This window comes from Paraburkholderia sp. C35, from assembly GCF_003121405.1.
Classification (GTDB): domain Bacteria; phylum Pseudomonadota; class Gammaproteobacteria; order Burkholderiales; family Burkholderiaceae; genus Paraburkholderia.
In genome coordinates this window covers 63845-78375 of record NZ_QBUY01000020.1, presented here as the reverse complement: position 1 = coordinate 78375, position 14531 = coordinate 63845, and the positions used below count along the sequence as shown (strand labels likewise).

Below are 14531 nucleotides of genomic sequence, written 5' to 3'. Positions count from 1 at the left end.
GCACTACATCTCGCAATCTCGCTAATCACCCCACCAACACGCGCGCGTGATGCGCGAGATGATCTTCGACAAACGTCGAGATAAAGAAATACCCGTGATCGTAGCCGTCGTGCCGCCGCAACGTCAGCGGCTGCCCGGCGGCCTTGCACGCAGCTTCGAACACATCCGGATTCAACTGCTGCGCAAGAAACTGATCAGCCATGCCCTGATCGACGAGTATGCCTTCCGCGAACTTGCGCGTGGCCTTGCCGACGAGTTCGCTCGCGTCATACTGCTTCCACGCTTCGCGATCCGCGCCGAGATAACCACCGAACGCCTTCTCACCCCACGGACACCGCATCGGCGCAGCAATCGGCGCAAATGCCGACACCGACCGATAAATATCCGGATTGCGCAGCGCAAGCATCAACGCCCCATGCCCGCCCATTGAGTGCCCGAAAATGCCGAGCCGCGTGCCGTCGATGGCCAACTCGCTTACGACGGTCTCGCGTAGCTCGTCCCGCACGTACGAATACATCCGATAGTGCTTCGACCAGGGCGACTGCGTGGCATCGACATAAAAGCCCGCGCCAACGCCGAAGTCCCAGGCATCCGTTTCACCCGGCACACCCGCACCGCGCGGACTCGTGTCCGGCGAGATCAGCGCGATGCCATGCTGCGCAGCGAAGCGCTGCGCGCCTGACTTGATCGGAAACGTTTCTTCGGTGCAAGTCAGCCCGGCGAGATAGAACAGCGCCGGCACCCTTTGCTGCGACGCCTCTTTCGGCAGGAAGACCGAAAAGCGCATCGGCAGACCGATCGCCTTCGACTCATGCCGATAGATACGCTGCGTGCCGCCGAACGACGCATGCGATTCGATCAGTTCAAGCATCGCGCGGCTCCTTTAGTAGATGACAACCGAGCGGATCGACTCGCCCTTCTTCATCAGATCGAAGCCTTCGTTGATCTGATCGAGCTTGAGGTGATGCGTGATCAGATCGTCGATATTGATCTTGCCTTCCATATACCAGTCGACGATCTTCGGCACGTCGGTGCGGCCGCGCGCGCCGCCGAACGCCGAGCCCTTCCATTGACGGCCCGTGACCAGCTGGAACGGCCGCGTGCTGATTTCCTCGCCCGCCGCCGCCACGCCGATGATGAACGACTGGCCCCAGCCCTTGTGCGTGCACTCCAGCGCCTGACGCATCAGCGTCGTATTGCCGACGCACTCGAACGAATAATCCGCGCCGCCATCCGTCAGCTGCACGATGTGATCGACGACGTTTTCGACTTCCTTCGGGTTGATGAAGTGCGTCATGCCGAACTTCTTCGCGAGTTCGACGCGGCCCGGATTGATGTCGACACCGATAATCTTGTCCGCACCGACCATCTTCGCGCCCTGGATAACGTTCAGCCCGATGCCGCCGAGACCGAACACGACGACATTTGCGCCCGCTTCCACCTTCGCCGAATAGACGACAGCGCCCACGCCCGTCGTCACGCCGCAGCCGATGTAGCAGACCTTGTCGAACGGTGCGTCTTCGCGGATCTTCGCGACAGCGATTTCCGGCACGACGATGTAGTTCGAGAACGTGGACGTGCCCATGTAGTGAAACAGCGGCTTGCCGTCGAGCGAGAAGCGCGACGTCGCGTCCGGCATCAGGCCCTTGCCTTGCGTCGAACGGATGGCCTGACACAGGTTGGTCTTGCGCGACAGGCAGAACTTGCACTGACGACACTCGGGCGTGTAGAGCGGAATGACGTGATCGCCCTTCTTCAGCGTGCCGACGCCCGGCCCCGTATCCACGACGATGCCCGCGCCTTCGTGGCCAAGAATGGCCGGGAAGATGCCTTCCGGATCGGCGCCCGACAGCGTGTAGTAGTCGGTGTGGCAAATACCTGTTGCCTTCACTTCGATCAGCACTTCACCCGCGCGCGGCCCTTCGAGATCGACTTCTTCGATCGTCAACGGTGCGCCTGCCTTCCATGCGATTGCTGCTTTCGTCTTCATCGTGAATGCTCCTGTCGTTCTTTAAACCTGTTACCCAAAGCTGAGCCGAGAATCGGTACACGACTGCCGTGAATCTTTGCGGCCCGGATTGTCGCCGATGTTCGCGCGTCGCGCTCCGAACATCATCGCCCAGATGCAAGGCGCGCGAATGGCACGCCGCGCCGCGCGATTGTTCTCATGCGACGGCAAGGCGCGCGGCGCGTCATGCCGAAGACGCCGAAAACCACGGCTCGACGCGGCCATACAAATCGATAAAGCGCGCATAACGCGCGCTGAGTTCCGTCGTGTCGCGTGGACCGGCGACGCGCGTAGCGGCGGGCGCGAGCGCGGCAAGATCGCGCGTGCTCCAGTGTCCCAACGCCATCGCACCAAGCATGGCCGCGCCGCGCGCCGCTGCGTTCGGGCAATCGACGGCATGCAATTCCACCTGCAACGCGTCGGCGAGCAACTGCCGCCAGCGGGCATCGACCGAGCCGCCGCCAGCCAGACGCAACGCCGGCACACTTGCGCCGCTTTGCCGGATTGCGTCGAGCCCCGCGCGCAACGAAAACGCAACGCCTTCGAACGCCGCCCTCATCATCGCGCCGCGCGACGCGCCGAGCGCGAGACCAAGCCAGCCGCCGCGCGCGGCGGGATTAAGCCAGGGCGTGCGTTCGCCTGTCAGATACGGCAGGAAGGTGATCCCGTGCGCTGCATCGGTGTCGAACGCGTCGCGATACGCATCGTTCCATTCATAGGATAACCAGCCGCGCACGGCCTCCAGCGCGACGCCCACGTTCTGCATCGCCGCCATCCGATACCAGTGACTGGTCGCAGCGCGATAGCGATGCAGTCCCGGCGCAGCCTCAGGTTCCTCCGTTGCCAGCACGAAAATCTGGCCACCCGTGCCCGTGGTGAGCAGCGCATCGCCGTCGCTTGTGAGGCCGCTGCCGAGCGCGGCGCACGGCGTATCTCCAGCACCCGTGGCGAGCACGATGCCGGCACGCAAGCCGAGCGCACTCGCCGCTTCAGCGGACAACGTGCCACACGGCGCATACGATGCTTCGAGCGGCGCGAACCAGTCGCGCGGCAGTCCGAGGCGTTCTAGCAGCGCGCTGTCCCACGCGCCGGATGGATCGGCAAGGGCCGTCGCGCAGGCATCGGAAGCGTCGGTCGCGATCTCGCCACCCAGCTTCAGACGCAGCCAGTCTTTCGGCTGCAACGCCCAGCGGGCGGCTTGTACGGTTTGCGGCTCATGCAGCGCGACCCACCTGAGCAGCGGGCCAGCCATGCCCGGCGCGACCGGATTGGGTTGCGGCGCGGGCCACGCGTCGAGCAGAGACAATGCGCGCGTGTCGGGCCAAAGCATGGCCGGACGCACGGCATTGCCGCGCGCGTCACTCAACACGACGCCATGCATCTGCCCCGAAAAACCGATAGCGCGCACGGCGTCGCGCTGTGCGTCGGGAAAGCGCGATGCTGCTTCGCACAGCGCGCGCCACCAGATCTGCGGATCGATTTCCGCCCATCCGGCTTGCGGTGTATCGATTGCATACGCGACACTCGTCGAGCATTGCTCGCGACCTTCGACGTCGATGATCGCGAGTTTCAGCGAGCCTGTACCAAGATCGATGCCAAGAAAAGACATGAATGCGATGCGTTGATTAGGTGGTTGCGGTGGATCGTCGAGGCGCGCCTTCGGCTAACTTAGGTCCCTCATGCGTGAACCGACGTGTGCAATCATTTTCACACGTCATGACACGCTGACGCGGGTTAACCCACCCCCAAAGCGATGCGCCCCAAAAACGCATTATGTGCGAACAGGAATACACATCATACGGGCACGCTTACGTCGCGACGGGAGGCCGTGTTGATGAAATCCCCGCAAGCCACCATGGCATAAGGGCTACAGGCGGATTTGCGCGATTTCGCACGATGTAGCCGTTCCAAATCTGGTTCATCCATATTGTCGTGGCAAAGGTTGAAATAGAAACCCGCAGTCTTGTCGCGGTTTTTAGTCCCGCATACCTTGGAGTCATCCCAAAACCAGATGTGGAGAGAGACAACATGCACTCGAACACGGTTCATCCGTGCGACGAGCGACTGCCCTTCGGCCAGTTGCTGACGCTCGGCATTCAGCACGTACTCGTGATGTATGCAGGGGCCGTTGCCGTGCCACTGATCATCGGGAGTGCGCTCAAGCTGCCCAAAGAGCAGATCGCCTTTCTCATCAGCGCCGACCTGTTTTCCTGCGGCATCGCAACGCTGATCCAGACGCTTGGCCTGTGGATCTTCGGGATCCGCCTGCCAGTGATCATGGGCTGCACGTTCGCTGCCGTCGGTCCGATGATCGCGATCGGCACGAATCCCAGTCTCGGCATACTCGACATTTTCGGCTCGACCATCGCGGCGGGCGTCATCGGCATCATTGCCGCACCGATGATCGGCAAGATGCTGCGCTTCTTCCCGCCAGTCGTGGTGGGCGTGGTGATCTCCGTGATCGGACTTTCGCTGATGGAAGTCGGCATCAACTGGGCGGCGGGTGGCGTCGGCAATCCGGATTACGGTAACCCCGTCTACCTCGGTCTCTCGCTTGTGGTTCTCACGCTGATTCTGCTGATCAACAAGTTCGGCAAAGGCTTTATCGCGAATATTTCGGTGCTGCTCGGCATTGTGGCTGGGTTCGTGATTGCCGCATTGCTGGGACGCGTCAACATGGACGGCGTGACGCATGCGCCGTGGGTCGGATTCGTGATGCCCTTTCACTTTGGGCTGCCGCACTTCGATCCGCTCTCGATCGCCACGATGGTCACCGTGATGTTCGTGACGTTTATCGAATCGACGGGCATGTTTCTGGCCGTCGGCGACATGGTGGACCGTCCCGTCGATCAGAAGACACTCGTGCGAGGCCTGCGTGTGGATGGTCTGGGCACGCTGATTGGCGGCCTCTTCAACTCGTTCCCGCATACGTCGTTCTCACAAAACGTCGGTCTGATCGGCGTGACAGGCGTCAAGAGCCGGTTTGTCTGCGCGACGGGCGGCGTGATTCTGGTGCTGCTCGGCCTGTTCCCGAAGATGGCGCAGGTGGTCGCATCGGTGCCCGCGTTCGTGCTGGGCGGTGCAGGCATCGTGATGTTCGGCATGGTTGCCGCGAACGGTATCAAGGTGCTCTCGAAAGTCGATTTCGTGAAGAACCATCACAACCTCTTTATCGTCGCTGTCAGCATCGGTTTCGGCCTTGTGCCCGTGGTCTCGCCGCACTTCTTCGCGAAACTGCCGCCGGCACTGTCGCCGCTTCTGCATAGCGGCATTCTGCTGGCGTCGGTTTCCGCTGTGGTGCTGAACCTGATCTTCAACGGCGTGAAGGGCGAACGCGCCGCGACCCGCGACATTCGCCGCGCCGGCCACGACTTCGACGGTCGTGGCGGCAAGGACGATTCCATTGCCGGCGACGAAATGCTGCGCGCCGCAGACCTTCACTAACCAACAGCCGTATTACGCCTCACCCGCGTGCGCATGACCCAGGTTGTGCGCACGCTGTCACATTCCACAGGCACATCAGGCGACCAGGTTGTTGAAGTGCCGCGTCACCTTGGGCTGCAGATCACGCGCCTCCTTCATCAGATTGAGCTGTTTCGCCGACTGCGCGACTTCGAACACTTCGGGTGCGATGTCGTAGCCGCCACGGCCATGCATCCATTCGAGCACATCTGACAGATGCCACAGCGACGTGCTGCCTTCGTGAACGGGCGAGGGAAATTCCGTCGCGTGTGACTGCATCAGCTTGCGCATATTCTGGCGCGATACGCCCGTCACTTCCGCGACGTCCGTCAGCCCGACGAAGTCTGGCGCGGCCTCGACCAGTTGCGCGCCCGGCACCGCGCGACGCACGTCTTTCAGCGCGCTGACGAGCGCATGTGTCGCGCTCTTCGACTCGCGCGCGAATGCGAGCGCCAGCCGCCCCGGCTGCCCGACACCCACGGTGGCATCGTCGCAGCCTTCGGCCGCGAGACGCTCGATGATCTCGTCGTGATCGCGGTCATCCGCGCTCAGACGGTACTTCAGCGTGAAGGTGTATTCCATGCTCGCTCCTTTTCCTTCCCTTGTTCCTGTTGCTGTTCCTGTCCGTCTGCATCGCGCACGCGGGCGCTCTGTTTCGCGTCCGACATGACGCGTAACGGAATGACCTTTCGCCGATGCGGCGCGCAGTTCTCAACGATCCTGCGCAGCGTTCTGGCATGGCCTTCGACATTGCGCGGCGTGCACCAGATGCTTGAAATGCAAAACTCTCCGCATCTGCATTCGGTGTCGTTGTAAGGGCAATACATGCGCCCCCAAGCGTGCCCAGTACCCGTTGCAGGTACGACGCGCCAACCGTTTGCTTCCGCATAGTCAAGTGCCGACTCTACTTCCTTCTTTGAATGCGTTCGCCGATTCATGAATGACTCCAGTCTATAGCGCCTCCACACGGTTGTCAATTGACAACCATTCCGTGGATCATCAGGCTTGATTGATCCGCACTCCATGCTAGCGGTTCGCGACGCTATAAAACGATCTGGATACCTTAACTATCCATCCGGACAAGATTTGTAGGAGCGAAAAAAAACGCCACGGCTTGCCGTGGCGTTTTCTTGTGAACTACGAGAGAAACAACGAAACTGTCGTCCTGATCCGGCCTGACTATCCAGCCTTCGCTGCGGACGCGGCAACCGGTGCGCTCGCCGCACCGTAGTCGACAGGTGCATCGGCAGGGCGAGGCTGCTCGCCCGCGCGCTCGATCCAGCCGCCGCCGAGTGCCTTGTACAGATCGACGAGATTCGTCAGGCGCTGCATGCGTGCCGTGATCAACGACTGCTGCGACGAATACAGATCGGTTTGCGCCGTCAGCACGGACAGATAGCTGTCCACGCCGTTGCGGTAACGCAGATCCGACAGATCGAGTCGACGCTGTTCCGCGAACGTGTTGCGTTCGAGCGCCTGGATCTGCTGGTCGTACGTGCCGCGCGCAGCCAGACCGTCGGCCACTTCACGGAACGCCGTCTGGATCGCCTTCTCGTACTGCGCGACCTGGATGTTCTTCTGCACGGTCGCGAGATCGAGGTTCGCCTTGTTCTCGCCGCCTTCGAAAATCGGCAGCGGGATTTGCGGCGCGAAACTCCACGCCGCCGAACCCGGCGTGAACAGCCCGCCGAGCGTCGGACTCAGCGTGCCGAAGCTACCCGTCAGCGAAACACGCGGGAAGAACGCTGCGCGCGCTGCGCCGATATTCGCGTTGGCGGCCTGCAGGTTCTGCTCAGCTTCCATGATGTCGGGACGGCGCGTGAGCAGATCGGACGGCAGACCGGCAGGAATATCGGTCAGCAGATCCTGGCCGTTCAGCGCGAGACCAGGTGCGAGATCAGACGGCAACGGCTCGCCGACCAACAAGACGAGCGCATTCTCAGCCTGCGCCCGCAAACGCGCCTGCGCCTGCAGATTCGCTTGCGCCTGTTCGACAACTGTCTCAGCCTGACGCAGATCCAGTTCAGAACCCGTGCCCGTGTCGTATTGCAGCTTGGTGATGCGATACGACTCTTGCGCGGTCTTGAGCGTGTCCTGCGTGACCTTCAGCAGATCGTCATAGGCCAGCAGCGTCAGATACTGATCCGCCACCGACGCAACGAGCGCGATCTCCGCCGCCTTGCGTGCCTGCGCCGTCGACAGATATTGCGCGAGCGCCTGATCCTTCAGGCTGCGAATGCGGCCGAAGAAGTCGATTTCCCACGAGGCATTCAGACCGACCGAATACTGGTTGGAGATCGTATTGCCGAAGAACGACAGATCCTTCGGCGTGCGCTGCTTCGTCTGCGACGCGGACGCGTCGAGTGTCGGCATCAACGCTGCGCGCGCGATCTGATACTGTGCGCGCGAAGCCTCGATATTCAGCACCGACACGCGCAGATCGCGATTGTTCTTCAGCGCGATCTCGATCAGTTGCTGAAGCCGCTGATCGACGAAGAAGTCACGCCAGCCGATATCCACGGCCGCCTGACCGTTCGCCGAACGCGCACCCGCGCCTGGCACGGGCTGCGTCGCGTACACGCCGTCGCTCGGGAACGCGCCCGAGACGGGCGCGGCCGGCTGGTGATACTTCGGTTCCATCGTGCAGCCCGCGGCGACCACCGCGACAGCCACTGCCATCAAAGAATATTTAAGCATCTCAATGTCCTCAGCTGGCGTTGCCCGGGCCGCTGCCACCCTGCGGGTCGTGCGGATGGTGCTCGTTATAGTGCTTCATCGCTTCGTCCGGGTCTTCCTTGTCGCCGGTGAACTTCGCGCGGATCACGACGAAGAACATCGGGATCATGAAAATCGCGAGGAAGGTCGCCGTGATCATGCCGCCGATCACGCCCGTACCGATTGCGTGCTGGCTTGCCGAACCCGCGCCGTTACTGATCGCGAGCGGCATCACGCCGAGAATGAACGCGAGCGACGTCATCAGAATAGGACGCAGCCGCAGACGCGCCGCTTCGAGCGCGGCTTCCACCGGCCCCATGCCTTGCCCCTGCTGCAGTTCACGCGCGAACTCGACAATCAGAATCGCGTTCTTCGCGGACAGACCCACGGTGGTCAGCAGACCGACCTGGAAGAACACGTCGTTCTCCAGCCCGCGCAGCGTTGCTGCGAGCAGTGCGCCCAGCACGCCGAGCGGCACCACCATGATCACCGAGAACGGAATCGACCAGCTTTCATACAGCGCGGCCAGACACAGGAACACGACGAGGATCGAGATGCCGTAGAGAATCGGCGCCTGCGAACCCGACTGGCGTTCCTGGAACGACAGACCCGTCCATTCGTAGCCGATACCCGCCGGCAGCTTCGCCGCGAGCGCTTCCATTGCCGTCATCGCCTGACCCGTCGACTTGCCCGGCGACGCCTGACCCTGGATTTCGACAGCCGAAATACCGTTGTAGCGCTCGAGCTTCGGCGAACCGTAGGTCCACTGGCCGCTGGCGAACGACGAGAACGGCACCATCGCACCCGCCGAATTGCGCACGTACCAGTCGTTCAGGTTTTCCGGTGTCATCCGGAAACGCGGCTCGGACTGCACGTACACCTTCTTGATCCGGCTATCCGTATCGAGGAAGTTGTTCACGTACTGCGAAGCCCACGCGATCGAAAACGTCTGGTCGATGGTCGACAGGCTCACGCCTTGCGCCGCCGCCTTCTCGTGATCGATCGACACCTTGAACTGCGGCGTGTCGTTCAGCCCGTTCGGACGCACCTGTGCAAGCATCGGGTCTTTCGACGCCATGCCGAGCAGCTGGTTACGCGCCGCCATCAACGCTTCGTGACCCAGACCTGCGCGATCCTGCAGTTCGAAGTCGAAGCCCGACGCCGTACCCAGTTCAGGAATGGACGGCGGATTGACCGGGAACACGGTCGCATTCTTGTAGCCGACGAAGTGCATGAACATTCGGCCGACCAGCGCCTGCACCTTCTGGTTCGCATGCTGACGTTCCGCGTAGTCCTTCATCCGCACGAACACGAGACCGGCGTTCTGGCCACGGCCCGCGAAGCTGAAGCCGTTCACGGTAAAGGTCGATTCGACGATCGACTTTTCGTCGTTCAGCAGGTAGTCGGACACGTCCTTCAGCGCGCGCGCCGTGGTTTCCTGCGTCGAGCCCGACGGCGTCTGCACCAGCACGAACATCGTGCCCTGGTCTTCATCCGGCAGGAACGACTTCGGCAGACGCACGAACAACATGCCCACCGCGACGATCACGCCCAGATAGATGATCAGCCAACGGCCCGAGCGCTTGATCACGTGGTGCACGCCCGCGTGATACGTGTCGCGGCTCTTGTCGAAGGTGCGATTGAACCAGCCGAAGAAGCCCTTCTTCACTTCGTGATGGCCCTGCGGAATCGGCTTGAGAATCGTCGCGCACAGTGCGGGCGTCAGAATCAGCGCGACCAGCACGGACAGCACCATCGCCGCCACGATCGTCAGCGAGAACTGACGGTAAATCGCGCCGACCGAACCGCCCGAAAACGCCACCGGCACGAACACCGCGGAGAGCACCAGCGCCACGCCGATCAGCGCGCCCGTGATCTGGTCCATCGCCTTGCGGGTTGCCTCGCGTGGCGACAAACCTTCTTCGGACATCCCCCGCTCGACGTTCTCCACCACCACGATCGCATCGTCCACCAGCAGGCCGATAGCGATCACGAGACCGAACATCGACAGCACGTTGATCGAGAAGCCCACCGCGCTCATGATCGCGAACGTGCCCAGCAGCACCACCGGCACGGCGATCGTCGGGATCAGCGTGGCGCGCAGGTTCTGCAGGAACAGGTACATGACCAGGAACACCAGCACGATACCTTCGAGCAGCGTCTTGACCACTTCTTCGATAGACAGGCGCACGAACGGCGTCGTGTCATACGGGTACTTCACGACCAGACCGTGCGGGAAATACTTCGACAACTGGTCGATCTTGTCGCGCACGGCCTTCGCCGTCGCCAGCGCGTTCGCGCCCGTCGCCAGCTGGATACCGAAGCCCGCCGTCGGCTGACCGTTGTACTTGGTGTCGAAGTTGTAGTTTTCGCCGCCCAGCTCGATGCGCGAGACGTCCCTCAGACGCACCTGCGAACCGTCCTGGTTGACCTTGAGCAGGATGTTGCCGAACTGTTCCGGCGTAGACAGCAGCGTTGCCTCGCTGATCGTCGCCTGCAGCAACTGGCCCGGCACCGACGGCGTGCCACCCAGCGAGCCGCCCGCCACCTGAACGTTCTGCGCCTGCAGCGCGGTCTGGACATCCACCGGCGTCAGACCGAAATTGGTCAACTTGTTGGCGTCCAGCCAGATGCGCATTGCGTACTGCGTACCGAACAGCGTCACCGTACCCACGCCGTCGATCCGGCTGACGGGATCCTGAACGTTCGACGCGACGTAGTTCGCCAGGTCGTACTTGTTCATGCTGCCGTCGGTCGACACGAACGCCATCACCAGCAGGAAGCTGCTGCTCGATTTGGTCACTTTCGTGCCGAGCTGCTGCACCGCTTGCGGCAGCAGCGGCGTCGCCAGCTGCAGCTTGTTCTGCACCTGCACCTGCGCGATGTCAGGGTTGGTGCCTGCAGCGAACGTCAGCGTGATGGTGGCCGTGCCCGAGTCGTCAGACGTGGACGACAGGTACAGCAAGTGGTCGAGGCCGCTCATCTGCTGCTCGATCACCTGCGTGACGGTGTTTTCCACCGTCTTCGCCGATGCACCCGGATACGTCGCGCTGATCTGCACGGCCGGCGGCGCAATCGTCGGATATTGCGCGACCGGCAACGTGAAGATCGACGCCAGACCCGCCAGCATCAGAATGATGGCGATCACCCACGCGAAGATCGGGCGATCGATAAAAAACTTTGCCATGAAGCAGGCTCCCTTTGATTACGCGCCCGATGCAGCGGAGGCCGCGGCTGCGCCGCTGGCTGGCTGTGCGCCCGATGCCGGTGCGGCTACAGCGGCGGCGTCCGAAGCAGGCGACGGCGGCAGTTGCGCGGGGACGGCCTTGGCCGTTGCGCCCGGACGCACCTTGTCGACGCCGTTCACGATCACGCGGTCGCCGGCATTCAGGCCGCCTTCGACCACCCAGTACTGGCCGTAAGTCGCCGTAGCCTGCAGCTGGTGCAGTTCGACCTTGTCGTCCTTGTTGAGGACGAGTGCCGTCGGCTGGCCCTTCTGGTCATGCGTGACGCCGATCTGCGGCACCAGCAGCGCGTTTTCGTTGACGCCTTCCTCGATGCGCGCGCGCACGAACATGCCCGGCAGCAGCACGTGGTCCTTGTTCTGGAAGATCGCGCGAATGGGCACCGAGCCCGTGGTCTGATCGACCGTGACGTCGGTGAACTGCAGCCTGCCCTTCTCCGAATAGACGCGGCCGTCTTCCAGCACCAGCTCGACCTGGGCGGCGTTCGGGCCGTTCGTCTTCAGACGGCCCGCCTGGATTTCGCGGCGCAGCTTGAGGCCCGCGAGGCTCGACTGCGTGACGTCGACATAGACGGGATCGAGCTGCTGCACGGTCGACATCAGCGTGGCCTGGCTGGCCTGCACGTAAGCGCCCGGCGTGACCTGCGAAATGCCGACCTGACCCGTTACGGGCGACACGACGTCCGTATAGCCGAGGTTGATCTGCGCGGTATCGACGGCGGCCTTGCCGGCTGCGACGTCGGCGGCGGCCTGGCCTTCAGATGCGACCGCGTTGTCGTAATCCTGTTTCGAGACCGCGTTGGCCGCGACCAGCACCTTGTAGCGGTTGGCCTGCGCGGTGGTCGAGACCAGGTTCGCCTGCGCCTTGGCCAACGATGCCTTCGCGTTGTTCAGCGTGGCGATGTACGGCGCCGGATCGATCTTGTACAGACGCTGGCCGGCCTTGACCTGCGCGCCTTCCGTGAATTCGCGGCGCAGCACGATGCCGTCGACCCGCGCGCGCACCTGCGCGACGAGGAACGCGCTGGTGCGGCCCGGCAGTTCGGTCACGACGGGCACGGCCTGCGGCTGGACCGTCACGACGCCGACTTCGGGAGCTTGAGGCGGAGGTGCTGATTGTTTTTGTCCGCATGCTGCCAGCATTACGGCAGCCGTCGCGGCAGTGAGTAAGCGGAATGGAACCCGTTCGACGCGCATGGAGCAACCTCTGTCAAAGACTGAGAAGGAAAAAGTGCGTGCATCCCTCTCCGGAGAGGCTGCGCACCTTGGCGTCTTGACGACGCCATGACCGGATGCCCACGCATGCTTTTCCTGCGGGGCACCCATTGGGAAATGCGCCAAACCGGGAAATGCCGCACCACACTGCCTGGTTGTTGAGGCAGTGCAAGGTATTTGAAAAGACAACAGTGACGGATATTAACCGTTCACCGAGACATGAGTCATCCGATCGATGGGGTGCTATTATATATACATTCATGAATGCACGTAAAAGTGCGTCCATCCAGAGAAAAGGGTTTCCACCGAAAGATCTGCCAGGCATTAACGTGCGCTCGAAATGATCTTTATCAGGCGCGTTTAAAAACGTCAGGGGAAACCCCGTATTTACCGCAGGTCACACGAATGGTCCGTAGAACCAAGGAAGAAGCGCAAGAGACGCGCACCCGCATCCTCGATGCAGCAGAGCAGGTGTTTTCAGAGAAAGGCGTGTCGCGCACTTCGCTGGCGGAGATCGCGCAGACGGCAGGCGTCACGCGTGGCGCGATCTACTGGCACTTCGCCAACAAGGGCGAGCTCTTCACGGAAATGTTCGACCGCGTGCTGCTGCCGCTCGACGAGCTGAAAGCCGCGTCCGTCGATCCCAACGAGGCTGATCCGCTCGGCCGTCTGGTCGATATCTGCACCGTATGTCTGCGCGACACCGCCAACGACCCGCATCGCCGCCGGGTGTTCGACATCCTGTTTCACAAGTGCGAGTTCGTCGAAGAGATGGGGCCTGTGATGGCGCGCTATCAGAACACCATGCGCGAAAGCCTCGCGAGCATCCAGGCGGGCATGCGCAACGCGATCTCCAAGGGGCAGCTGCCTGCAGACATGAATGTGTCGGTGGCGGCATCGATGGTGCATGCGTTCATCAGCGGATCGCTGAAGGACATGCTGTTCGTGCCGGACGTGCTGGACTTCGGCCGGCACGCGCGGCAGATGGTCGAAAGCATGATCGACGCGCTGCGCAGCCCGGCGCTGCGCATGGGCGTCTGACGTTTTTTGCGTGCGTTGACGGTGAGCAAGCGCTGAAGCACCGTCCGGACGCCGCGCGCAGCGGCGCCCTTTCATCCTTAGCTCCTTACCTCCTGATTCAGGCCGTCGCCTTCGCGCGCGCTTTCTGGTTCGACGAGTAGATTCCCCCGCGCTCCAGTTCACCGCCGGATTGCACGGCGGCAATCCACTGCTGCGTGCTCGCGACCGCCGCAAAGCGCGACTGCAACACCACGCAGAACACGCGATGAATCTCCTCGGCGCTCGCAAAGCCTGCGCTGTTCTCGTAAGGCACGGAGCCCGTCGCGTCGTGCAGATATTCGACGGCAAGCCCCATATGCAGTGCGTGCACGACCGTCGATGCGTTGCAGTTGTGCGTCATGTAACCGACCACCGTGAGCGTGTCGATTTCGCGTGAGGCGAGCCAGTCGGCCAGATCGGTATCGGTGAATGCGCTCGGCAGCGCTTTTTCGATAAGGTGATCGTGCTGGCGCGATGCCACGACCTCGTGCAACGCCGCACCCTCGCTGCCGCGCGCGAAGATCGGCGCGCCGGGCGGCGTGAAGTTCTGCACGACGACGACGGGAATCTGCGCGGCATGCGCGGCGTCGATGGCGCGGCCGATGTTCGCAAGCGACGTCTGCACGTCCGGATATTCGATCGGCAGGTCGCCCGTCACGTATTCGTTCTGGACATCGATGACGATCAGGGCGCGGCGTGGCGTCGGCATGGCAACTCTCCTTGATGGCTGGAAACGGCGGCTGCCCGATGCAGCCGCGATGTCCGCATTGTTCGCGTTCCAGCCCGGGCCCGACAGTGACCCGAACGACAATTTTCGCTAGGATCGGG

Annotated in this window: 11 protein-coding genes; 2 read left to right on the top strand and 9 right to left on the bottom strand. The window is 62.4% G+C overall.

All coding sequences use genetic code 11. The features are described from left to right. Positions 1–25: 25 nt before the first annotated feature. From fghA to DK391_RS15265, 3 genes are all read right to left on the bottom strand, one after another. Entirely contained in the window at positions 26–871 is an 846-nt protein-coding gene (gene fghA, locus DK391_RS15275; RefSeq protein WP_109478807.1) for an S-formylglutathione hydrolase, read from the bottom strand. A gap of 12 nt (positions 872–883) precedes the next feature. Beyond that, entirely contained in the window at positions 884–1990 is a 1107-nt protein-coding gene (locus tag DK391_RS15270) for an S-(hydroxymethyl)glutathione dehydrogenase/class III alcohol dehydrogenase (protein WP_109478806.1), read from the bottom strand. 202 nt (positions 1991–2192) lie between these two features. Next, positions 2193–3617, bottom strand: a complete 1425-nt coding sequence (locus tag DK391_RS15265; RefSeq protein ID WP_109478805.1) for an FGGY family carbohydrate kinase — start codon at positions 3615–3617, stop codon at positions 2193–2195. A 419-nt stretch (positions 3618–4036) separates the two neighbouring features. On the opposite strand from DK391_RS15265, the gene DK391_RS15260 reads away from it, so the two are divergent. After that, the gene (locus tag DK391_RS15260; RefSeq protein WP_109478804.1) at positions 4037–5452 is read left to right on the top strand and encodes a nucleobase:cation symporter-2 family protein; all 1416 of its coding nucleotides are present in this window, start codon (positions 4037–4039) and stop codon (positions 5450–5452) included. Between the two features lie 75 nt (positions 5453–5527). On the opposite strand, the gene DK391_RS15255 is transcribed toward DK391_RS15260, so the two are convergent. The 5 genes from DK391_RS15255 to DK391_RS15235 all read right to left on the bottom strand — a co-directional run bounded on the left by DK391_RS15255 (position 5528) and on the right by DK391_RS15235 (position 12626). Beyond that, complete coding sequence (locus tag DK391_RS15255; protein WP_109478803.1) at positions 5528–6052, bottom strand: DNA-binding protein; 525 nt, start codon at positions 6050–6052, stop codon at positions 5528–5530. After that, complete coding sequence (locus DK391_RS15250; protein ID WP_109478802.1) at positions 6031–6408, bottom strand: hypothetical protein; 378 nt, start codon at positions 6406–6408, stop codon at positions 6031–6033. Before DK391_RS15250 ends, DK391_RS15255 begins: the two co-directional genes overlap by 22 nt. Positions 6409–6649: 241 nt before the next feature. Next, positions 6650–8167 (bottom strand): efflux transporter outer membrane subunit, encoded by a 1518-nt coding sequence (locus DK391_RS15245; RefSeq protein WP_109478801.1) that lies wholly within the window; start codon positions 8165–8167, stop codon positions 6650–6652. A gap of 10 nt (positions 8168–8177) precedes the next feature. Beyond that, complete coding sequence (locus DK391_RS15240; protein WP_109478800.1) at positions 8178–11372, bottom strand: efflux RND transporter permease subunit; 3195 nt, start codon at positions 11370–11372, stop codon at positions 8178–8180. Between the two features lie 18 nt (positions 11373–11390). Beyond that, the gene (locus DK391_RS15235; RefSeq protein WP_109478799.1) at positions 11391–12626 is read right to left on the bottom strand and encodes an efflux RND transporter periplasmic adaptor subunit; all 1236 of its coding nucleotides are present in this window, start codon (positions 12624–12626) and stop codon (positions 11391–11393) included. A gap of 423 nt (positions 12627–13049) precedes the next feature. Here DK391_RS15235 and DK391_RS15230 point away from each other — a divergent pair, with 423 nt between their 5' ends. Continuing rightward, a complete protein-coding gene (locus tag DK391_RS15230; RefSeq protein WP_109478798.1) occupies positions 13050–13685 on the top strand; it encodes a TetR family transcriptional regulator in 636 nt (211 codons plus the stop codon). A 97-nt stretch (positions 13686–13782) separates the two neighbouring features. On the opposite strand, the gene DK391_RS15225 is transcribed toward DK391_RS15230, so the two are convergent. Continuing rightward, positions 13783–14412, bottom strand: a complete 630-nt coding sequence (locus DK391_RS15225) for a cysteine hydrolase family protein (RefSeq protein WP_109478797.1) — start codon at positions 14410–14412, stop codon at positions 13783–13785. Positions 14413–14531: the final 119 nt, after the last annotated feature.